Annotated in this window: 15 protein-coding genes; 8 read left to right on the top strand and 7 right to left on the bottom strand. The window is 71.9% G+C overall.

The window, feature by feature from the left end; all coding sequences use genetic code 11:
* Positions 1-25: 25 nt before the first annotated feature.
* From PJ985_RS19940 to rsgA, 6 genes are all read right to left on the bottom strand, one after another.
* Positions 26-1,030: an ABC transporter ATP-binding protein gene (locus tag PJ985_RS19940; protein WP_271685223.1), complete on the bottom strand. Its 1,005-nt coding sequence runs from the start codon at positions 1,028-1,030 to the stop codon at positions 26-28.
* Positions 1,027-2,979, bottom strand: a complete 1,953-nt coding sequence (locus PJ985_RS19935; protein WP_271685222.1) for a dipeptide/oligopeptide/nickel ABC transporter permease/ATP-binding protein — start codon at positions 2,977-2,979, stop codon at positions 1,027-1,029. The genes PJ985_RS19940 and PJ985_RS19935 overlap by 4 nt, the downstream gene beginning before the upstream one ends.
* A gap of 18 nt (positions 2,980-2,997) precedes the next feature.
* Entirely contained in the window at positions 2,998-3,987 is a 990-nt protein-coding gene (locus tag PJ985_RS19930) for an ABC transporter permease (protein WP_271685221.1), read from the bottom strand.
* 57 nt (positions 3,988-4,044) lie between these two features.
* Complete coding sequence (locus tag PJ985_RS19925) at positions 4,045-5,748, bottom strand: ABC transporter substrate-binding protein (protein ID WP_271685220.1); 1,704 nt, start codon at positions 5,746-5,748, stop codon at positions 4,045-4,047.
* Positions 5,749-6,156: 408 nt separating this feature from the next.
* Positions 6,157-6,972 (bottom strand): SAM-dependent methyltransferase, encoded by an 816-nt coding sequence (locus PJ985_RS19920; RefSeq protein WP_333909878.1) that lies wholly within the window; start codon positions 6,970-6,972, stop codon positions 6,157-6,159.
* Positions 6,969-7,946: a ribosome small subunit-dependent GTPase A gene (gene rsgA / locus PJ985_RS19915; protein ID WP_271685256.1), complete on the bottom strand. Its 978-nt coding sequence runs from the start codon at positions 7,944-7,946 to the stop codon at positions 6,969-6,971. Before rsgA ends, PJ985_RS19920 begins: the two co-directional genes overlap by 4 nt.
* 732 nt (positions 7,947-8,678) lie before the next feature.
* Here rsgA and PJ985_RS19910 point away from each other — a divergent pair.
* The 4 genes from PJ985_RS19910 (at position 8,679) to PJ985_RS19895 (ending at position 13,034) form a co-directional block, all read left to right on the top strand.
* On the top strand, positions 8,679-8,804 hold the full coding sequence (locus tag PJ985_RS19910) for a hypothetical protein (protein WP_271685219.1): 126 nt from the start codon (positions 8,679-8,681) through the stop codon (positions 8,802-8,804).
* A 179-nt stretch (positions 8,805-8,983) separates the two neighbouring features.
* Positions 8,984-10,261 (top strand): ROK family transcriptional regulator, encoded by a 1,278-nt coding sequence (locus PJ985_RS19905; RefSeq protein ID WP_271685218.1) that lies wholly within the window; start codon positions 8,984-8,986, stop codon positions 10,259-10,261.
* Positions 10,262-10,411: 150 nt separating this feature from the next.
* Positions 10,412-12,106, top strand: a complete 1,695-nt coding sequence (locus PJ985_RS19900) for a serine/threonine-protein kinase (protein WP_271685217.1) — start codon at positions 10,412-10,414, stop codon at positions 12,104-12,106.
* A 67-nt stretch (positions 12,107-12,173) separates the two neighbouring features.
* Positions 12,174-13,034 carry a hypothetical protein gene (locus tag PJ985_RS19895; RefSeq protein WP_271685216.1) on the top strand — a complete coding sequence of 287 codons (861 nt, stop codon included), beginning with the start codon at positions 12,174-12,176 and terminating at the stop codon, positions 13,032-13,034.
* Here the strand turns inward: PJ985_RS19895 and PJ985_RS19890 are convergent.
* Entirely contained in the window at positions 13,019-14,194 is a 1,176-nt protein-coding gene (locus tag PJ985_RS19890) for an 8-amino-7-oxononanoate synthase (protein ID WP_271685215.1), read from the bottom strand. The two genes, PJ985_RS19895 and PJ985_RS19890, sit on opposite strands and share 16 nt — an antisense overlap.
* A gap of 256 nt (positions 14,195-14,450) precedes the next feature.
* Between PJ985_RS19890 and bioB the strand changes: the two genes are divergently transcribed.
* From bioB to yicI, 4 genes are all read left to right on the top strand, one after another.
* Complete coding sequence (gene bioB / locus PJ985_RS19885; RefSeq protein ID WP_271685214.1) at positions 14,451-15,515, top strand: biotin synthase BioB; 1,065 nt, start codon at positions 14,451-14,453, stop codon at positions 15,513-15,515.
* 258 nt (positions 15,516-15,773) lie between these two features.
* The gene (locus PJ985_RS19880; RefSeq protein WP_271685213.1) at positions 15,774-16,586 is read left to right on the top strand and encodes a PRC and DUF2382 domain-containing protein; all 813 of its coding nucleotides are present in this window, start codon (positions 15,774-15,776) and stop codon (positions 16,584-16,586) included.
* Between the two features lie 185 nt (positions 16,587-16,771).
* Positions 16,772-17,791, top strand: coding sequence for a LacI family DNA-binding transcriptional regulator (locus tag PJ985_RS19875; RefSeq protein ID WP_271685212.1), 1,020 nt, complete (start codon positions 16,772-16,774; stop codon positions 17,789-17,791).
* A 175-nt stretch (positions 17,792-17,966) separates the two neighbouring features.
* Complete coding sequence (gene yicI / locus PJ985_RS19870) at positions 17,967-20,267, top strand: alpha-xylosidase (protein ID WP_271685211.1); 2,301 nt, start codon at positions 17,967-17,969, stop codon at positions 20,265-20,267.
* The last annotated feature ends 407 nt before the right edge of the window (positions 20,268-20,674 follow it).

Raw genomic sequence — 20,674 nt, 5'->3', positions numbered from 1 at the left:
ACGTCCCCGGGGTGGCCGGCCCGGGTCAGGGGTGCGTCTTCCCGGCCGGATCCTGGTGCCGGGCTTCCCCGGCGTGGAGCCAGCACTTGGCTTCATGGTCGTAGGCCACCGCATGATCCTGCGGCATCCGGGCGCAGAGGTCCATCGCTGAGGGACACCTGTCGCGGAAGTTGCAGCCCCCGTCGGCGTGCGGCACGGTCCCGGTACCGGCCGGCTCGTACGTGGCTCCGGCCATCTCCCGGGTGCGGTTGCGGGCCTCGGGGTCGGGCGCTGCGGAGGCGAGCAGCTGTGTGTAGGGGTGCTGCGGGTCGAGGATGACCCGGTCGGCGGGGCCGCGTTCGACCACCCGCCCGCGGTACATCACCAGGATGTCGTCGGAGAAGTGCCGGGCGGTGGCCAGGTCGTGAGTGATGTAGAGGACGGCGAGGTGGTCCTCCCGCTGGAGCCGGGCGAGGAGGTTGAGGACACCGAGCCGGATGGAGACGTCGAGCATGGACACCGGCTCGTCCGCGATGACGACCTGGGCGCCGGGCGCCAGGGCGCGGGCGATGGCCACTCGCTGGCGCTGGCCGCCGGAGAGCTCGTGCGGACGGCGCCCGGCGATGCTGCGGGCCGGGCCGAGGTTCACCCGCTCCAGAAGCTCCTCGACCCGCTGCCGGGTGTCCTCCCGGCCCTTGGCGCGGCCGTGCAGCCGCAGCGGCCGGGCCAAGTGGTGCTCAATGGTGTGGAAGGGGTTGAGCGAGCCGAACGGGTCCTGGAACACCATCTGCACGTGGTCGCGGTATTTCCGCTTCTCCACCGGGCGGCCGTCGGGCCCGGTGGCGGTGATCCGGCCTGCGGTGGGCTTCTCCAGCCGGGCGATCATGCGGGCCACCGTGGACTTGCCGGAGCCGGACTCGCCGACCAGGGCCACGGTCCGGCCGGGCCGCAGGGTGAAGGAGACCTGGTCCACCGCCCGCAGGGTGGAGTGCCGAAGCCCGGAGCGCAGGGTGAAGTCCTTGGTGAGGTTGCGGACTTCCAAGCTGGTCATCGCGAAGCCCTCTTCTTCTCGTCAGGTTCTGTTGTGTCCGGCCGGGGCGGCCCCGGCGCTGACTTCTCCGGCCGGGCTGCGGAGTCGCCGGTTCGGATGAACGCCCCGCGCTTCCCCGTCAGGGACGGGAAGGAGTCGAGCAGTTGCCGCGTGTACGCGTGCCGGGGTTCCCGGTACATCTGCTCCGCCGGCCCGTACTCGACGACCTCGCCCTCGCGCATGATGGCGATCCGGTCGGCCAGTTCCAGGAGCAGCGGCAGGTCGTGGGTGATGAAGATGACGGCGAACCCGAGCTCCGCACGCAGCCGCAGGATCTCGCGGAGGATGCCGCGCTGGACGACCACGTCGAGCGCGGTGGTGGGCTCGTCCATGATCATTACCTGCGGGTCGAGCAGCATCGCCATGGCGATCATCACGCGCTGCCGCATTCCCCCGGACAGTTCGTGCGGGAAGGAGTCCAGCCGCCGCGGGTCGACTCCGACCAGCCGGAGGACTTCGACGCAGCGTTCCTCACGCTCCGCGCGGGTCATGCCGGGTTCGTGGGTGGTCAGGACGTCGGCGAGCTGGGCCCGGATGGACAGGACCGGATTGAGGGAGTTCATCGCGCCCTGGAACACCATCGACAGTTTCGCCCAGCGGAAGACCCGCAGGTCCTCTCCCTTGAGGGCGAGCAGGTCGATGTCGCGGCCCGCCCGGTCGTGGAAGGTGACCGCACCGGAGGTGACCTCGGCCGGAGGCTGGTGCAGCTGGTTGACGGCGTAGGCCAGGGTGGTCTTCCCGCAGCCGGACTCACCGGCCAGGCCGAGGATCTCGCCGCGGCCGAGGCGCAGGGACACCTCCTTGACGGCGTGCACCGGGGTGTCGGTCCGGTAGACGACGGTCAGGCGGTCGATGGTCAGCACCACGTCCCGGTCCTCCCGGGAGGTCGCGGGGGAAGGTCCGGCTGCGGTGTCCCGCTGCCGCGCGGCCGGGGTGTCCGTCTCCGGAACGGAGTCGTCGGCCGGCCGGAGCCTGCCCTGCTGCCGCAGTTTGGGGTTGATGATCTCGTCGATGCTGAAGTTGATGAGCGCCAGGCCGCAGCCGAACAGCGCGATGACCAGGCCCGGCGGCACGAACCACCACCAGGCTCCCCACTGCAGGGCGAACCCGTTCTGCGCGAAGTACAGCATGGTGCCGAGCGTCGAGGCGTTGGAGGCGCCGAGGCCGAGGAAGGACAGGCCGGCCTCGGCGAGGATGGCGGCAATCACGGCGAAGACGAACTGTGAGGCCAGCAGGGGCAGCAGGTTGGGCAGAATCTCCACGGTGACGATCCGCCAGCGCTTCTCCCCGGAGACCCGGGCCGCGGCGACGTAGTCCCGGTTGCGCAGGGACAGCGTCTGGGCGCGCAGGACGCGGGCGGACGCGGCCCAGCCGGTGATCGCCAGGACCACGGCGATGGTCCAGGCTCCGCGCTGTGCGGCGGGCACGAAGCCGGCGATGACGATGACCAGTGGCAGGCCGGGGATGACCAGCATGACGTTGGAGAACAGCGAGAAACTCTCGTCGACCGCGCCGCCGAGGTAGCCGCCGATGATGCCGAAGACCATGGACAGCAGGGTGGCCATCACGCCCACCAGGAGGCCGATCTGCAGTGAGCCGCGGGTCGCGTGGGTGAGCTGGGCCAGGATGTCCTGACCGGTCTGGGTGGTGCCCAGCAGGTTGTCGCCGCTGGGCGGGGTCATGCCCATGCTGTCGATGGCGTCCGGGTCACCGGTCAGCAGCGGGCCGAGCAGCCCGAACAGGGCGACGGTGAGGACCAGTCCGAGCCCGACGGCCAGTTTGGGCGACCAGCTGGGCAGCAGGGCACGCCAGCGACCGCGCCGCTGCTCTTCGGCGTCGGGACCGGCCGCGGCCCCGGACAGCGGCCCGGTCTCGTGACCGGCTCCGGTGAGGGGCACGGGGTTCGTCACGGTGCCGGCTCCTTTCGGTCAGTTCTGGACGCGGGTGCGGGGGTCGATCGCGCCGTACAGCAGGTCGATGAGGAGATTCGCGGCCAGGACCGTCACCGTGATCACGAGGAAGATGCCCTGCATCAGCGCGTAGTCGTTGTTCTGCACGGCCTGCAGCAGCCGGGAGCCGATTCCGGGGTAGGAGAACACCTGCTCGGTGATGATCGATCCGGAGACGACGAACCCCAGGGAGATGGCGAACCCGGCGACGGACGGCAGTACCGCGTTGCGGGCCGCGTAACGGGTCATGATCCGGCTGTTCCGCAGCCCTTTCGCCCGGGCGGTGAGGAGGTAGTCCTCGGACATGGTGGACACCATCATGTTCCGCATGCCGAGCAGCCAGCCGCCGACCGAGGAGATCACGATCGTCATCGCGGGCAGGAAGCCGTGGTGGACGGCGGAGAAGAGGAAATCCCGGTTCCAGCCGGGGGACAGGGCCACGTCGTACCCGCCGAGCAGCGGGAACCAGTTGAGGGCGGAGGCGAACAGCGCGACCAGGAGCAGCGCCAGCCAGAAGTAGGGCACCGCTGCCAGCACGGTGGTGGCCGGTACCAGCGCGTCCGCCCAGGACCCGCGTTTCCAGCCGACGACCGTGCCCAGGACGATCCCGAGGACGAACGAGATCAGCGTCGCCATGCCGACCAGGACGATCGTCCAGGGCAGCGCCTGGCCGATGACCGCGGACACTTCGGCCGGGAAGACGCTGACCGAGATCCCCAGGTCGCCGCGGAGCATGTTCCCCAGGTAGGAGAAGTACTGGCTCCACAGCGTCTCGCTGGTGTCGGTCCCGAGGAGGAGCTCGTAGGAGCGGCGTACCGACGGGTCGACCGTGCCGCCGCGCTGCTGGAGCTTCGCCATCAGGACGTCCACCGGATTGCCCGGCAGCAGTCTCGGGATGAAGAAGTTCAGTGTGAGCGCGGCCCAGAGGGCCACCAGGTAGAACCCGGACTTCCGGGCGTAGTACCTCATCCGTCGCCGCCAATCACTGGAGGATCCTCCTCGGGCCCGGGTGCCGGACGGCTGTGGTTACTCGCCGGCCGGCTTCAGGTTCATGAAGATCTGTGAGCTGTCGGGCCGGCCCCAGACGGCGGGGAAGGCGTAGAGGTCGTCCTCGGTGGGCCAGCCGGTGAACTTCTCCGCGTTGAACTGGCTGGTGGTGCCGCCGGTCATGATCGGGATGTAGGGCATGGCCTCCTCGATCCCGGCCTGGATGATGTCGTACTGCTCCTGCCGGGCCCCGGTGTCCTCGGGGCTGATCTGCTTGAGCGTGTGGAGGGCGGCGTCGACGGTGTCGTCGGAGAAGCGGCTGAAGTTCGGGTTGGCCGCCTCCCCCACCGGGGCGGTGTTCTCACTGGCGAAGAAGTAGCTGTAGAGGTAGAACGGGTCGGGCGCCGGACCCTGGTGCAGCGCGTCGATCAGCAGCTCGAACTGGCCCTGGCCGCGGGCATCGGCCCACTCGTTCCACGACACCTGCTGGGCGGTCAGCTCGATGCCGGCCCCCTTGAGCTGCTGGCCCATGGTGTTCACCGCGGTGATGTAGTCGGTCCAGCCCGAGACGACCTTGACCGTGAGGGCCAGCCGCTCCCCGTCCCTGGCGTAGATGCCGTCACCGCCCTTGCTCCAGCCGGCGTCCTCCAGCAGTTCCGCCGCGTGCTCCGGGTGCGGCTCCATCGGGGCGAGCCGGTCCTCGAGCCGGGAGGAGATGACCTCCCCGTCCCGCTCGGGCAGGGCGAAGCCGGGGGAGATCTCGCTCGCGGTGTCCTCAAAGGCGAGGGAGTTGAGCTGGGTGCGGTCCATGGCGTAGTAGATCGCCTTGCGGACCGCGGGGTCGGTCTGCGGCCCTTCGCAGCCGAGATCCGCCTCGGCGCAGGTGAACAGCGCCATCTGGTTCAGCGGAACGATGATGCCCCGGTACCCGGGGTAGTTCTTCTCCACGTTGTGGATGTCGGGGACCGGGCCGGTCTGCCAGTCGATGGTGCCGGCGCCCAGCGCGTCCGCGCCGGACTGGTTCCCCGCCAGGGCGACGTAGCGGATGTTCTTCAGCTCGGGCTCGCCGTCCCAGTAGGTGGGGTTGGCGCTGAGCACGAAGGCCTGCGGCTTGAAGTCGGTCAGCTGGTAGGGACCGGTGCCGACGGGCTCGTCGACCACATCGGTCGCCGGGTCGTCGATGTCCTTCCAGATGTGCTCCGGCAGGATCCAGATTCTGCCGAGGATCTGCGGCCCTTCCATGAAGGACGGCTCGTCGAACCGCACGACGAGCCGGGTGTCGTCGAGCACCTCGGTCCGGCCCTCGTAGCCCGTGGAGTTCAGAGCGGGGTTGTCCAGGAGCAGGTCGAGGGTGAACGCCACGTCGTGGGCGGTGAACGGCTCGCCGTCGGTCCACTGGGCGTCCTCGCGCACCGTGACCGTCAGCTCGGTGCCCTCGTCGTTCCAGGCGTAGTCGGTGCCCAGCCGGGGGACGGGATCCTGGTCGCGGACCTGGTTGTAGTAGAAGAGCGGCTCGAATATGGAGCCGGTGCCCTCGATGACGCTGGGCGAGTAGGGGTTGAAGTTGTGCTGGTAGTCGCCGGCCTGGCCGGTGTAGGCGACCAGCGTGTCGGCTGCGGCCGACGATCCGTTGCCCCCGCCGCCGTCGCCGGACCCTCCGGAGCAGCCGGCCGCCAGCAGGGCGACGGCCACCGCCCCGGCCACGGCCTGGTGAGCACCTCGGCGTCTTGCGTGCAGTCTCATCTCGCGCGTCCTCTCCTGGCTCTCCGGTTTCAGGATTGTTAAGCAGCCAAAGAAAGAAAGTCAACCCCTTGGCAGGGCCTTCCGCCGAGGCCCTGGAGTCCCGGCTCAGACCCAGCCGCAAAGCAGGCCTTGGCCAGCGGCACGCGTCCGGTTTCCCTGCCCGGGCGCCGTCGTCGCTCTGATCGACTGTTCGAGGCCATCGGGGCGGGCGATCGGCAAGAAGGGTCGCCGGAGGAGCTGTTGGCGAACTGGACGCGGGCAGACCACCGTCATCGGGCTGGTGAACGCCACCTTCGCCGCCCGCGACACCGCACGGTGGGGCCGCGGCACCGCGTGTGCGTGACCTACCAGAAGCTGGGAGGGCTGTGGCGCCCCGGGGCGGATACCTCCGGGGCGCCACAGAAGGGGTCAGACGCCGAACACGGCGTGCCCGGGAGTGCGAGGCGTGGGGTCATGGGGCCGGAGGAGGTAGGCGGCGTAGTTGTAGTCGCTGCCGTGTTCGCGCCGCATGGCGATCTCTGCCCGGAGTGCCGCGAGTGCCTCCGGCATGCCGGGCTGTCGCTGGTCCGCCCGGGCGACCCGCTGGACGAGCGGCGTGTAGTACTCGTCCCACCAGTCGCTTTCCGGCAACGGCCAGTGCGCGCGGACCTGGTAGCCGGCGGCTTGCGCGGTGTCGGTGTTCCCTGCGTGGGTGCGCAGCGGGTATGCCGCTTCCCAGTAGGCGCGCACCGGTGCGGCGGGGTCGGGCACGGTCCATTCGATTTCGGTGACGACGAGGACGCCGCCCGGTGCGAGCAGGCGATGCCAGGCGTGCAGGGCGACATCGAAGCCGACGGTGTAGACCGAGCCCTCGGCCCAGATCACGTCGAAGCTGTGAGCGGGGAAGGGCAGCCGGTCCATCGAGCAGCCGAGGACCGTCACCCGGTCGCCCAGGCCCCGGCGGGCCGCCTCGGCGGCGAGACTGTCGAGGAAGGGCTGATGCAGGTCGACCGCGGTCACGCGCGCGCCGGCTTCTTCGGCCAGCAGCAGGGTGGAGCGGCCATGTCCGCAGCCGGCGTCCAGCACCCGCGGGTGCTCGGGCAGCGGCCCGGCCGCCGCCAGCAGGCGTCGTGTGGTGGCGTCCGAGCCGGGGCCCTGCCGGGGCAGGCCGTGGTGCAGGGCGAAGAACGCCTCCGTCACCGGGTCGGCCCCGGGAGCGCGGCCGGGCATGTCGGTGCCGTTCACAGCTGGCGCTCCCGGAACTGGTAGGTGGCGCGCAGATGCTGCGCGATTTCCTTCTTGGCGGCCTCGCGTCCGGCCCGCAGCCGCGCGTCGGTGCGCGAGGCGGCGTAGGCGTTCTCCCGCAGCAACCGCTGGTAGCTGTCCAGACGGCGCCGGGGAATCTCACCGGCCTCCACCGCGGCCACGACCGCGCAGCCCGGCTCGCGTCCGTGCGCGCAGTCGGTGAACCGGCAGTCGTGTGCGAGGCGCTCGATCTCGGCGAAGGTCTGCTCCAGCCCGCCCCGGGCGTCGTGCAGGCCGATCGCGCGTAGACCAGGGGTGTCCAGCAGGACCCCGCCGCCGGGAAGCGGCAGCAGTTCCCGCCAAGCGGTGGTGTGCCGGCCCTTGCCGTCCGCTTCACGCACGGCGCCGGTAGCCAACCGGCCCTCGCCCAGCAGCTGGTTACCCAGGGTGGACTTGCCCGCTCCGGAGGGGCCGAGCAACACGATGGTGCCGTTCAGGACAGCCGTCAGGGTATCCAGGCCCTGCCCGGTCACCGCGCTGGTGACCAGCACATCCGTACCTGGTGCCACCTCGGCCACTTCGGCCGCGGCCGACTGCGCGTCGGCGCACTGGTCGGCCTTGGTGAGCACCACGACCGGCTGCGCGCCGCTCTCCCAGGCCAGGGCGAGCATACGTTCGGTCCGTCCGTGTCTGAGAGGGGCGGCAAGCGACACCGTCAGCATGACCGTGTCGACGTTGGCGGCCAGGACCTGGCCGTGCGAGGCACGCGAAGCTGTGGAGCGCACCAGGACGGTGCGCCGAGCCATGACCGCGTGCAGCAACGGGCCCTGGCCGGTGGTGGCGGGACGCAGGGCGGCCCAGTCACCGGTGCAGGGCGCCGACAGGGGATCATTCTGATCGGCGGTGCCGGGCATCTCCGCGCGGGCGATTCCGGCGTCGGTGACCGCCTCGCACAGGCCGCGTCCGGCCCGCACGATGCGAGCCGGTATCAGGCCGACAGCGCGATGGGGTGCGAAGGTGCGCTCACACGCCTCGTCCCAGCCGTAGTCGGCCAGGGAGTAGGGCTGGGTGCGGAAGGAAGGAAGCTGAGACAACGTAAAGACCCTTGAAGAAGAGGGACCCCGATGAGCACGAAGCTGCGCCGCCCTGAACCGTCGGGCTTGGGCGGGGTGAACGTCGGGTCAGACCGGGGCCCGGGACGTGAGGATGGTCCGGCGGGCACTGCACGCGGCAGCGGCCTCTACGACAGCCATCAACTCACCTCCCCCTTCTGGTCCCGCAGTTGTGTCTCTGCGCCACCAACGCTAGCACGCCCGTTGCCCGGCCTCGGACGGTGCCGGGCCGAACGGGCGGGTGAAGGCACTGGCGTCTCATGGGTGGTCGCTCACCAAACAGCCGGACGCCTGGCGGCCCACTTACGGCGATCATGTCTCATGAGTTGTCGCAACCGGCCGGACGTGTGAAACACCCTCATGAAGCGCGCCGGGCCGTGAGCAACGACTGGGTGGAATCGCGCGACTGTCCGATGCCCACCTGCGCGGCACCCGCGGGCTCCTCGTGCCGGGGGTCCGGCACGGAGCGCGAGTACATCCGTGACCGCACCCTCGAAGGCCACGAGCCGCCCGAAAACGCGGCAAGACCATCGGTGGTGCGGGGGTCACCGACGACTCCACGCTGTCCGTGTCCTTCACCTGCGCGACCGGGAGATGAGCCTGCGCGACATCGCCGGGAAGCTCGTCGTCACCACCGGCGCGACGAGGGCCCGGCACCCCACACCAGCCACCGTCATGCGGATGCTCCGCGAACACGACGAGCAGGCCGCCACTGCGTGAGCACGTGATCCCCGGCTACGCTGCGGCGGGTGTCTGAGCAGGGACTCCAGGGCCGCCGAGGTGCGGTAACGCCTTGCTGCGCTTCCTCAGGCAACTAAACTAAGCCTCGGCGGGGGTGCCACCTCCGTGGCGCACCCCCGGGGCAGTCGTCCCCGGGCAGCACGGCGGGGAAGGTATCCATGAGCGGACCGGCGGGGGCGACCCCCCACGCGAGCAGCAGGTCGGCGGTGCTGGACGTGATCCGCGCGGCGGGCACCATCAGCAGGGTGGGGATCGTCCACGCCACCGGGTTCACCGGTGCGACGATCTCGACCGTCGTCCGCCGTTTGATAGACGACGGCCTCGTGGTGGAGACGGGGCGGGCCGAGTCCACCGGCGGCAAACCGCGGGTCCTCCTCCAGCTCAACCACGCGGCCCGGCACGCGGTCGGAGTCCACCTGGACCACGCGGGAATCACCTATGCCCTGACCGACCTCAGCGGCTCGGTGATCGCCCGGATGTCACGGGCGGGAGCCGGTGCGACGGGCCCCGAAGAAGTCGTCGCCCGGATGGCGCGCGAGATCGACGCCCTGATCGAGGGGGTCGGGGTCGACCGGGGGAAAGTGCTCGGCGTCGGACTGGTGTCCCCCGGCCCGCTGACCCGCGCCGGAGGCATGCGGCTCACCCCGCCCTCGATGCGGCAGTGGGAGGACTTCCCCCTGGACCAGGCTCTCAGCAGGGCCACCGGGCTGCCGGTGGTGCTCGACAACGACGCCACGGCAGCGGCTCTCGGCGAACACTGGTCCGGCGGGGTCGGCAGCGCCTCCACCTTCGCCGCTCTCTACATGGGCAGCGGCATCGGCGCCGGTCTGCTGATCAACGGCATCGCCTACCGGGGTGCCAGCGGCAACGCCGGGGAAATCGGGCACATCTGCCTCGAAATGGAGGGCCCCGAGTGCTGGTGCGGGGCCCGGGGCTGCACCGAGGTCCTTGCCGGGCCGGGCGCCGTCGTCGCCGCCGCCCGCGAGAACGCCGCACTCGCCCGGGCGGCCGGGCTCACGGGCGATCCGGACCGCTCCCGGCCCTCGGTCGCTGCCGACTTCGCCGCCGTGACCCGCGCCGCCCGCCGGGGCGACGCCCAGGCCCGGGCGCTGCTGGAGCGTTCGGCCCGGTATCTGGCGGTGGCCGCGCGGACCTTCGCCAACGTCATGGACCTCGAGGAGCTGGTGCTGACCGGACCGAGCCTGGCCCTGGCCGGCTCGGTCTACCTTCCGGTGGTCCGCGAGGAGCTTGAACGGGCGTTCTTCGCCCGCGCCACGCATGCGGTCACGGTCCGGCTCTCCCCATCGGCCGCCACCGCGCCCGCGATCGGCGCGGCGGCCACGGTGCTGCAGTCCGAACTGATCCCGCTGCGCGAAGGGCTTCGGCTGCCGGAGAACCTTTCGGCATCCGAGCCGGGGGCCGCCTCCCGGGTCTGACGCGCGCCGGGGCACCTCTCTTCCCACGGATCCGGAGGAACCGTCGGACGGCTCCGCTGCGTCTGGCAGACTGCCGAGCGACGAGCGGGGGCGCCCGGGCCGGTGCTTCGAGAAGCCGGTGGCAAGCGCCCCGCCGTGAGGGGGAGCGCGATGAGCGGCAAGGACAGCGGCAACACCGGGGGCACCGGACCGTGGCAGGTGCCCGGGTACAGCGAGGTGCGCGAGCTGGGATCGGGGGCGGGCGGACGCGTCGTCCTGGCCGTGCACGACGCGACCGGGACGGCGGTGGCCCTCAAGTACCTCGCCGGCCGCCTCGGGACCGACGCTTCCTTCCGGCGGGCCTTCCGTGAGGAGGCCGTCCTCCTCGCTGGATTGGGCTCCCCTCACGTGACCGCTCTGTACGAGTACATCGAGGCTCCCGAGGGCGCGGCCATCGCCATGGAGCTGGTGAACGGCGTCTCGCTGGGCGCCCTGCTCCGCAGGGAGGGCCCGCTCGGCCCCGAAGCCGCCCTGGTGATCCTCAAGGGGTCCCTGCTGGGCCTGGCCGCCGCGCACCGCGCGGGGGTCGTGCACCGGGATTACAAGCCGGGCAATGTCCTGGTGACCGTGGAAGGGTCGTCCACTCTGGTGGACTTCGGCATCGCCGCCCGCGACGGCAGCACACCGGAAGTGGCCGGCACTCCTCTCTACATGGCCCCGGAGCAGTGGAACGGCGACCCCGCCTCCCCGGCCGGCGACGTGTACGCGGCGACGGCCACCTTCTACGAGTGCCTGACCGGTGAACGGCCCTACTCCGGTGAGAGCCACGTCGAACTGGCCGTGAAGCACCTCACCTCGCCGATCCCCGACGAGCAGGTGCCCGAACCGCTGCGCGGGCTCATCCGGCAGGGCATGGCGAAGGATCCGGCCGAGCGCCCGGAGAATGCCACGGTCTTTCTCGGCGAGCTCGAGGAGGCAGCCGGCGCGGCCTGCGGCACGGGGTGGGAGGAGCGCGGGCAGCGCAGGCTCGCCGCCCTCGCCGCCCTCCTGCCGCTGCTCCTCCCGGTGACGGGGAGCGGCTCGGACACAGCCGTCGACCGGGCCACCACCGTGCTGCACCGCCGCCGGCTGCCCGGCCGCCGGGCGCTGCTGCCGGTGACGGGCGCACTGATCGTGGCCGGCACCCTGATCCTCGCGACAGTGGCCTCGGGCAGCGCCGGCGGCGGGGCGGACGCCTCGACGGACCTCGTCACGGAGGCCACGACGAGCGTCCTCCCCACGCCGGGCGGCGAAGCTGTCGTGGCGCCGGAGGGCAGCTCCGCCGCCACCCCCACCAGCGGCCCGGACGTCTCGGAATCCGACGGGGCCGGACCTGGCGGCGATGCCTCGGGAGACGGCGAAGAGGCCGAGGACACCGGCGTCGGCTCCGGCCGCTCCCCGGAGCCGACGGAGGAGCCGCCGGAGCCCGGACCGACAACCGGTGCCGAGCCCTCCGGAGCCGCCACCGAACCGCCGCCGGACGCATCCGGGACGGTGGTGGTCGAGTCGGTGAGCGTGCGCAGTCTCGCCCAGTCCAACAGCGCCCAGGCCACCGGTGAGGTCGAGATCGTCACCACCGGCACCGGCCCCGTCTCGGTCTCGGTGGCCTGGTACGTCGGCTACACGGAGGGGGAGCTGGGCAGCCAGGACGGCAGCTCCACGGTGCGGGAGCTGAGCGGCCGCACGCACTACACGGTGCCCCTGGCGCACACGTTCCAGACCGCCACGGCGAACCACTGCTACTGGAGTGTGTCGGTCACGGCCGGGCCGCCGTCCGGCGCGAGCGGGTGGCGGCAACTGCTGACCGAGCAGTGCGCGCTCGCATGACGTTTCCGCTCCCACAGCTCCCCTCGGCCGGGGGCGGAGCTTCTCGAATCCCTGCACGGAGATGCCGGTGAACGAAAACCGGGCCCGGAAAGCCCAGGACCCCAGGGCCGACGAGAGCATATGGCCCTCGGGCCGGTCCCGGCCGGAGCCTGCTCCGCACCCGGCTCCGGACTCCGCGCGGGACCCCGGTCAGCACGCACCGGAAACGGGGACCGGCCCCGCCCTCCCGGAACAGCCCGGCCCCGAAGAGGCAGGTGCTCCGGGACGGGAAGCACCGGGAACTGCCCCCGCCGGCGATACGGACAGTGCCACCGCGTCGGCCGCCGCATCGCCGGACAGCACGGACACCCTGCCCGCCGGGCGGCAGGACGGACTCGCGGGCACACTGCCGCTGGAGGCCGCGTCCGGTCCGGCGGAGAGCGAAGAGGTGCTCCGCTTCGGCCCCGGGGTCCCCGCGGCCGAAGCGGGACCGGCGGCGCCGATTGCACCGGCGAGCACGGCCGTCGGCCGGCCTGCCGGGGACCGCGGAGAGCACCGGAGCAGCCTGCGCCGGTACAGCCTCGCCGCCGCCGTGCTGCTCTGCGTGCTGGCCTACCTGGCCTGGCAGCAGCTCGGACCGGAGCTGGCGGTCCGCGAGGTCACGGTGACCACGGCTTCCGGGCAGCCCGCCTGCGACGGCACCGCCGAGGTGATCGGAGTGGTCGGGACCAATGGGCAGCCCGGCAGTGTCAGCTACCGTTGGCTGCGCAGCGACGGCACGTCCTCCGGCACGCTGGAGGAGACGTTCGCCCGCGGGCAGCGGTCGGCTGAGCTGCGTCTGCGGTGGACCTTCCGGGGACGGGGCACCTACGCGGCGGCAGCCGAGCTGGAAATCCTCTCGCCCGGCCAGCGGACAGCCGATGTCCGGTTCACCTATTCCTGCCCCTGATCCCTGGCCGGCCTGCGGGCCGACGGGGGCGCGGTGCGCAGGATCGTCTCCACCGCGTCGGTGATCCGGGCACCGGTGAGGTCGGCCCGTGCCGTCAGCCGCAGCCGGGAGACGCCGTCCGGGACGGAGGGCGGCCGGAAGCACCCCACCTCCAGCCCGGCGACCCGGCAGTCCGCGGCCCAGCCCAGCGCCGTCTCCGGGGACGGTGCCCGGACGGACACCACCGCGGCGTCCGGCCGCGAGGCGGACAGCCCGGAGGCCGTCAGCCGGCCGTACAGCTCGGCGGCCACACCGCGGGCCCGGTCCGCCCGCTCCGGCTCGCGGCACAGGAGGCGCAGGGCCGCCAGGGCCGCTCCGGTCGCGGCGGGGGCGAGCCCGGTGTCGAAGATGAAGGTGCGGGCGGTGTTGACCAGATGCTCGATCACCCGGGCCGGGCCGAGTACCGCGCCGCCCTGGCTGCCGAGCGACTTCGACAGGGTGACGGTCGTGACCACGTCGGGCGCCCCGGCCAGCCCGGCGGCGTACGGACCGCCGCGCCCCCCGGCGCCGAGCACACCGAGCCCGTGCGCGTCGTCGACGACCAGCGCGGCACCGTGCTCCCGGCAGGCCGCGGCCAGCTCCGGCAACGCTGCCGCGTCACCGTCCACGGAGAAGACCGAGTCGCTGACCACCAGCCCCGGGCCGTCGTGCCCGGCGAGCACCTTGCGCACCGCGCCGGTGTCGCTGTGCGGCACGACGGCTGTCGCCGCCCGGGAGAGACGGCAGCCGTCGATGAGGGAGGCATGGTTGCCGGCGTCGGAGACCACCAGTGTGCCCCGGCCCGCCAGCGCGGTGAGCACGGCCAGGTTGGCGGCGTAGCCGGAGGAGAAGACCAGGGCCGCCTCCGCTCCGCAGAACGCGGCCAGCTCCGCCTCCAGCCGGGCGTGCAGCTCGGTGGTGCCGCTCACCAGCCGGGACCCGGTGGCACCGGCACCCCAGTGGCGGGCGGCGTCGGCCGCGGCCCCGGTGACCTCGGGGTGGCGGGCCAGCCCCAGATAGTCGTTGCCGGACAGGTCGAGCGCCGGGGAGCCGGCCTCCCGGGGGCGCAGTACGCGTACCAGGCCGGCGCGTTCACGCCGGGTGCGTTCCGCGTCGATCCAGCCGAAGGGGTCCTGGGTCATCGGTCGGCCGCGCCTTTCGTCCGTGGGGTGCCCGGTCGGCCGGGTGCCGGGGACCACGGTAAGGCCCGGGGACGCGGGGCCGCTCCGGTGCCCCGGCGCCTGTTTCCCGGTGCCGCCCCCGGCCGGGCGGAGGCCGCCGACAAGGCGTGGGCCGAGGCAGATCCGGGCACGGTGTGGCAAGAGCCACACGCGGTCCCGGTGCTCTTGTCCGCTCCCGCCTTGGCCCGGAGCCCTCCGGTAGGTCAGGATCAGCGGCATGGAGCTGCTGAAGACGCTGGTGGACAAGGGGCTGCGGCGCGAGCTGCCGACGCGGGAGGAGGCGCTGGCTGTTCTGTCGACCACGGATGCGGACCTGCTGGACGTGGTGGCTGCGGCAGGCCGCGTGCGCCGTGAGTGGTTCGGCCGGCGGGTGAAACTGAACTACCTGGTGAACCTCAAGTCCGGACTGTGCCCCGAGGACTGTTCGTACTGCTCGCAGCGGCTCGGCTCGAAGGCCGGGGTGCTGAAGTACACCTGGCTGAAGCCGGAGGAGGCGGCCGCCGCGGCGCAGGCGGGGGTGGCCGGAGGTGCGAAGCGGGTATGCCTGGTGGCGAGCGGCCGGGGGCCGACGGACCGGGACGTGGCCCGGGTTTCCGACACGATCGCGGCCATCAAGGGGGAGGACGCGGACGTCGAGGTGTGTGCCTGCCTGGGGCTCCTCTCCGACGGCCAGGCTGAGCGGCTGCGCGAGGCGGGCGCGGACGCCTACAACCACAACCTCAACACCTCGGAGGCCACCTACGGCGACATCTGCACCACCCACGACTTCTCGGACCGGGTGGCGACGGTGCAGCAGGCACAGTCCGCCGGTCTGTCGGCCTGCTCAGGCCTGATCGCGGGCATGGGTGAGAGGGACGAGGACCTGGTCGACGTCGTGTTCGCGCTGCGCGAGCTGGACCCCGACTCGGTGCCGGTGAATTTCCTGATCCCCTTCGAAGGGACCCCGCTGGCGAAGGAGTGGAGCCTCACCCCGCAGCGGTGTCTGCGCATCCTGGCCATGGTCCGCTTCGTCTGCCCGGACGTGGAGGTGCGGCTGGCGGGCGGCCGGGAAGTACACCTGCGGTCGATGCAGCCGCTCGCGCTGCATCTGGTGAACTCGATCTTCCTCGGTGACTACCTCACCAGCGAGGGGCAGGCCGGGAAGGCGGACCTGGACATGATCGCGGACGCCGGCTTCCTGGTGGAGGGGGCCGGGACCACGACGCTTCCCGAGCACCGCACCGAGGACCTGGTCGCCGTGCGCCGCCGCGGTGCGGGCACTGAGCTGCCCCCCAACGCCTGAGCGGCGCCCCCCGCCGGACCCCCGGCACACCGGGCCCTGCCGGACCGCCTCAGCGCGGTGCGGCAGGGCCCGGCCGCGTGTTTCTCCCGCCGCGGACAGCAGCCCTGCCACGGGCCTCCCTGTGACATCCGGCGACACCTGAGATACATTGCGTAATTTTGGTGCATTTACTGGATTTCTTGGCTGAATGTCGGTTTTCTGAGTGGCGTGACGGTCACCCGTTCCAGCGAACCCGCGGGACCGATGAGGAGGTACGCAGTGATCACCACAGAGCAGATTCCGGCGGTACTGGAGCACCCGGTGTATGACGCCGAAGGCAGCAAGATCGGGGAAGCCAAGCAGGTCTTCCTGGATGACGCAACCGGACAACCGGAGTGGGCGAGCGTCCGTACGGGTCTGTTCGGCAGCAAGGAGAGCTTCCTGCCGCTCCGTGACGCCACCCTGGTGGAGGACCACCTCGAGGTCCCCATCGCGAAGGAGACCGTGAAGGACTCCCCCCAGGTGGAGGTCGATGACGAGGGCCACATGAGCGAGGAGGAGGAACGACGGCTCTTCCAGCACTACGGGATGGACTGGGACACCTCGTGGCGCGAGGCCAACGAGCCCGGCGCCGGCTGGGCAGATGAGAAGCAGGGCGAGACCGGCCGCGCTGCGGCACCCACCGCGGAGACCGGGAAGCGCGGAAAGCGCGGCGGGCATGATGACGCGATGACCCGCTCGGAGGAGAAGCTGCACACCGGAGTCGAACGGCGGGAGGCAGGCCGGGCCAGGCTGCGCAAGTACGTCGTGACCGAGGAAGTGCAGCAGACCGTCCCCGTGCGGCGGGAAGAGGTGCGTGTCGAGCGCGAACCGATCACCGAGGAGAACATCGACGCGGCCACCAGCGGAACGGAGATCACCGAGGCGGAACACGAGGTCACCCTGCACGAGGAGCGCCCGGTGACCCACGTCGAGGCGGAGCCGGTGGAACGCGTCCGGCTCAACGTCGACGAGGTCACCGAGGAGGAGACGGTCAAGGGCCAGGTCCGCAAGGAGCGCATCGAAGGTGAGACGCCCGACGACGAGCGCTGAGCCGTACCCCCGCCTCGTCGGCCGGCCCCGGCCGCGTCCCGTCTGCCCGGGGGAGCCCTCCCGCACCCCCCTCCGCGGGCCGCTCCCGCACCACCCTTGCTCCGCCGCGGCACGGGGTTTACCATCACCGCACGATCGAATCGATTCGATTAGGTGCGCGGCGGGCTCACGGACGGGGGTGGCGCATGGCCACGATCAAAGAGGTGGCGGAGCGGGCCGGGGTCGCTCCCAGCACCGTCTCCTACGTCCTCAGCGGCTCCCGCAAAATCTCCCCCGACACCCAGCGAGCCGTGCGGACAGCCATCGCCGAGCTCGGCTACACCCCGCGCGCCAGCGCCCGCACCCTGCGCAGCGCCCGCAGCGACGTGCTCGTCCTCGCCGTGCCGAGGGTGCCCGGCAAGTACCGTGCGGTGGACGGCAGATTCGCCATCGACATCAGTGACGCCGCCCGCGGCCACGGATACGACCTGCTCATGATGACCGACCCCGAGGGCGTCGGCGGCCTGCGCCGCGTCGCCGGGAGCGGGCTGGCGGACGCGGCCGTGCTGATGGCGGTGCAGGAGCGGGACCCCCGGATCGACGCCCTGCGGGCTCTTCGCTTCCCCACCGCGCTCCTCGGTCACAGTGACGACCCCGACCTCCCCCGGGTGGACCTCGACTGGAAGGCCGCCGTCACCCTGGCGGTGCGGGAGACCGTCTCGGCCGGACACCACCGGATCGTCTTTCTGGCTTCCGCCGACCACGAGATCCGGGCCCGTCGCGGCTATGCCCTGAGCGGCCTCGCCGGAGCCCGGCAAGCGGCGGCCGACAGCGGCGCCGACCTCCGCATCCATCCCTCCAGCGGCGACCCCGGCCGGCTCCGGGAGCTGCTGCACCGGCTTCTGCGCACCGAGCCCGCACCGACCGCCCTGATCGTCCAGCACCTGGTACTGCTCCCCCTGGTACGGGAGGTGGCCACCGCCCACGGGCTGCTCGGCTCCGGCCCGCCGGCCGTCGTCCTCGTGGGCAGCCTGCCGGACGACCCCGGCTGCCTGCGGCTGCCCCGCATCGAACTGCCGGTGGAACAGATGTCGACCGCTGTGGTCCGCCTGGCGGTCGAGGCCATCGGGGCCACGCCCCGGACAGCCGGCGCTGCGGAACCGGTGCACCAGCTGATCCCGCCGCGCCTGGCGTCGGGGCCGCAGGTCCCCCGGCCCGCCCCCTGAGCCGCCCCGGCCCGGAGGGCATCGCGTCACGGGCCGTCCGCCGGAGCCGCCCGGCACCGCTCCGCCGGTGCCCGTGGCTGCTCACCACCCCGCCCCGCCCTCACACCTCCGGAGCCGGCCGCCGCCGGCACCGGAACACGACCGCCGCCCACCGGGCGCAGAAGCAGGAGAAGCAGTGAAGTTCACCGACGGCTACTGGCTGATGCGTGACGGCATCACCGCCCGCTACGCCACCGAGGTCGCCGATGCCCGGGTCGAGGACGACCGGCTCACCCTGTACGCCTCCGTGCAGCGGGTCCGCGGGCGCGGAGACACCCTCAACCGTCCGCTGCTGACCGTGGAGTGCTGGTCGCCCGCCGAGGGCGTGATCGGCATCCGCAGCACCCATCACGCCGGCGCCGCCCGGCGGGGACCGGACTTCGAGGTGCGCTCCGACCCCGGTCATGCCGGGAAGACGGCCCGGGACGGCTCCGTCCTGGAGCTGAGCAGCGGGGGTCTCCTGCTGCGCGTCGACACCGCGGCTCCCTGGCAGCTCGACTTTCTCGCGGGCGGCCGGACCCTGACGTCCGCGCAGAGCCGCGGCACCGGATACGCCGTCACCGGCGAGGGGCGCCACCACTCGGTGGCCCAGCTGTCGCTGGGCGTCGGTGAGCTGGTCTACGGTCTGGGTGAGCGGTTCACCCCCTTCACCCGCAACGGCCAGTCGGTGGACATCTGGCAGGCCGACGGCGGCACCGCGAGCGAACAGGCATACAAGAACGTGCCGTTCCATCTCACCAACCGCGGCTACGGCGTCTTCGTCAACCACCCCGGACAGGTTTCCTACGAGATCGGTTCCGAGTCCGTGGGCCAGGTGCAGTTCAGCGTGGAGGACCAGTCGCTGGAGTACTACGTGGTGCACGGCCCGACACCCAAGGAGATCCTCGCCCGGTACACCGCCCTCACCGGAAGGCCGGCACTGCCACCCGCGTGGTCCTTCGGGCTGTGGCTGTCCACCTCCTTCACCACCTCCTACGACGAGGAGACGGTCAGCAGCTTCGTGCAGGGCATGGCCGAGCGCGACATCCCGCTCAGCGTCTTCCACTTCGACTGCTTCTGGATGCGCGAGTACCAGTGGTGCGACTTCACCTGGGACCCGGCGGTGTTCCCCGACCCGGAGGGCATGCTCGGCCGGCTCAAGGAACGCGACCTCCGGGTCTGTGTGTGGATCAACCCCTACATCGCCCAGAAGAGCCCGCTGTTCGCGGAGGCCCAGCGGCTCGGCTACCTGGTGTGCAAGCCGAACGGCGACGTCTGGCAGTGGGACCTGTGGCAGGCCGGCATGGCGCTGGTCGACTTCACGCATCCCGAGGCCCGCGCCTGGTATGCCGGGCAGCTGCGCGCCCTGCTCGGCCAGGGCGTCGACTGCTTCAAGACGGACTTCGGCGAGCGCGTCCCCACCGATGTGGTCTGGCACGACGGCTCCGACCCGGAGCGGATGCACAACTACTACACCCAGTTGTACAACGAGACGGTCTTCGAGGTGCTGACCGGAGACCGCGGCGAGGGCGACGCGGTGCTCTTCGCCCGCTCGGCGACCACCGGCGGCCAGAAGTTCCCGGTGCACTGGGGCGGTGACTGCGAGTCGACCTTCGGCGCGATGGCCGAGTCGCTGCGCGGCGGCCTTTCGCTGGGCCTGTCCGGCTTCGGCTTCTGGAGCCACGACATCGGCGGCTTCGAGGGGACGCCGACCCCGGAAGTGTTCAAGCGATGGGTGCAGTTCGGTCTGCTGTCCTCGCACAGCAGGCTGCACGGCAGCGACTCCTACCGGGTGCCGTGGGCCTACGACGAGGAGGCAGTGGCCGTCACCCGGGACTTCACCCGGCTCAAGCACCGCCTGATGCCGTACCTGTTCCGCGCGGCGCTGCAGGCCCGGGAGGAGGGCACGCCGGTGATGCGCGCGATGGTCCTGGAGTTCCCCGGCGATCCCGCGTGCCACGCCCTGGACCGCCAGTACATGCTGGGCGAGGACCTGCTGGTGGCACCGGTGTTCACCTCCGACGGCACCGTGGAGTACTACGTGCCGCAGGGCACCTGGACACACCTGCTGTCCGGCGAACGGACCGAGGGCCCCGGCTGGCGCAGCGAGCAGTTCGGTTTCGACAGTCTGCCGCTCCTGGCCCGCCCCGGATCGGTGATCCCGATGGGCAGGGACCTGGACCGCCCGGTGTCCGACTGGGCGGAGGGCGTGACGCTCCGGGTGCAGCCGCCCGAGGACGGCGGGGCCGGGACCGTCACGCGGGTACCCGCTCCGGACGGCTCCACCGCCGCGGTGTTCCGTACCCGCCGGGAGGGGGACACCGTCACCGTCACCGCCGAACCGGCCCCCGGCGCTTGGGGGGTGCAGTACGCCCTTCCCGGCCCGCAGGCCGGCTGGTCGGCACCGCTGGCCTGCCCGGCGGGCAGCGCCGAGGTGTCCTTCCGGCTCTCCCGCTGACCTCTCGCAGGCCGTGCGGAAGTTCCGGAACTTCCGCACGGCCGACGGGGGTCCGGCCACCTCACCGCACCACTCACCGGAACGGCCGGTCACCCCCGCGAACGCTCCTCCGGGTTCCGGAAAGGCGCGCCGGAACCTGGCCCCGGCGGAGGAGAGCGGCGGGAGTGTCACGTGGCCGCCGCGACACGGCCCGATGCGCCTGCCCGCCTGTGCGCCGTTACCGGTTCCTGGCATTGCAAGCGGGAACAGCACGTAGCGGGCCACCGCATCGACGGCGGCCTCCGGTCGGCCCGTGAACAGCCGCTCCGGCCCGTAGCGCGGCGATTGACAGCGTGTTTCGGCGGCTTTACGTTCTCGCCACCAGGAGCGCTCACCCCCACACATTCCTGCCCCCGCCCCCCACGTCC

It is taken from the genome of Streptomyces sp. ACA25, from assembly GCF_028200735.1.
In the GTDB taxonomy this organism is placed as follows: domain Bacteria; phylum Actinomycetota; class Actinomycetes; order Streptomycetales; family Streptomycetaceae; genus Streptomyces.
This window is presented reverse-complemented; position numbering and strand designations above follow the sequence as displayed.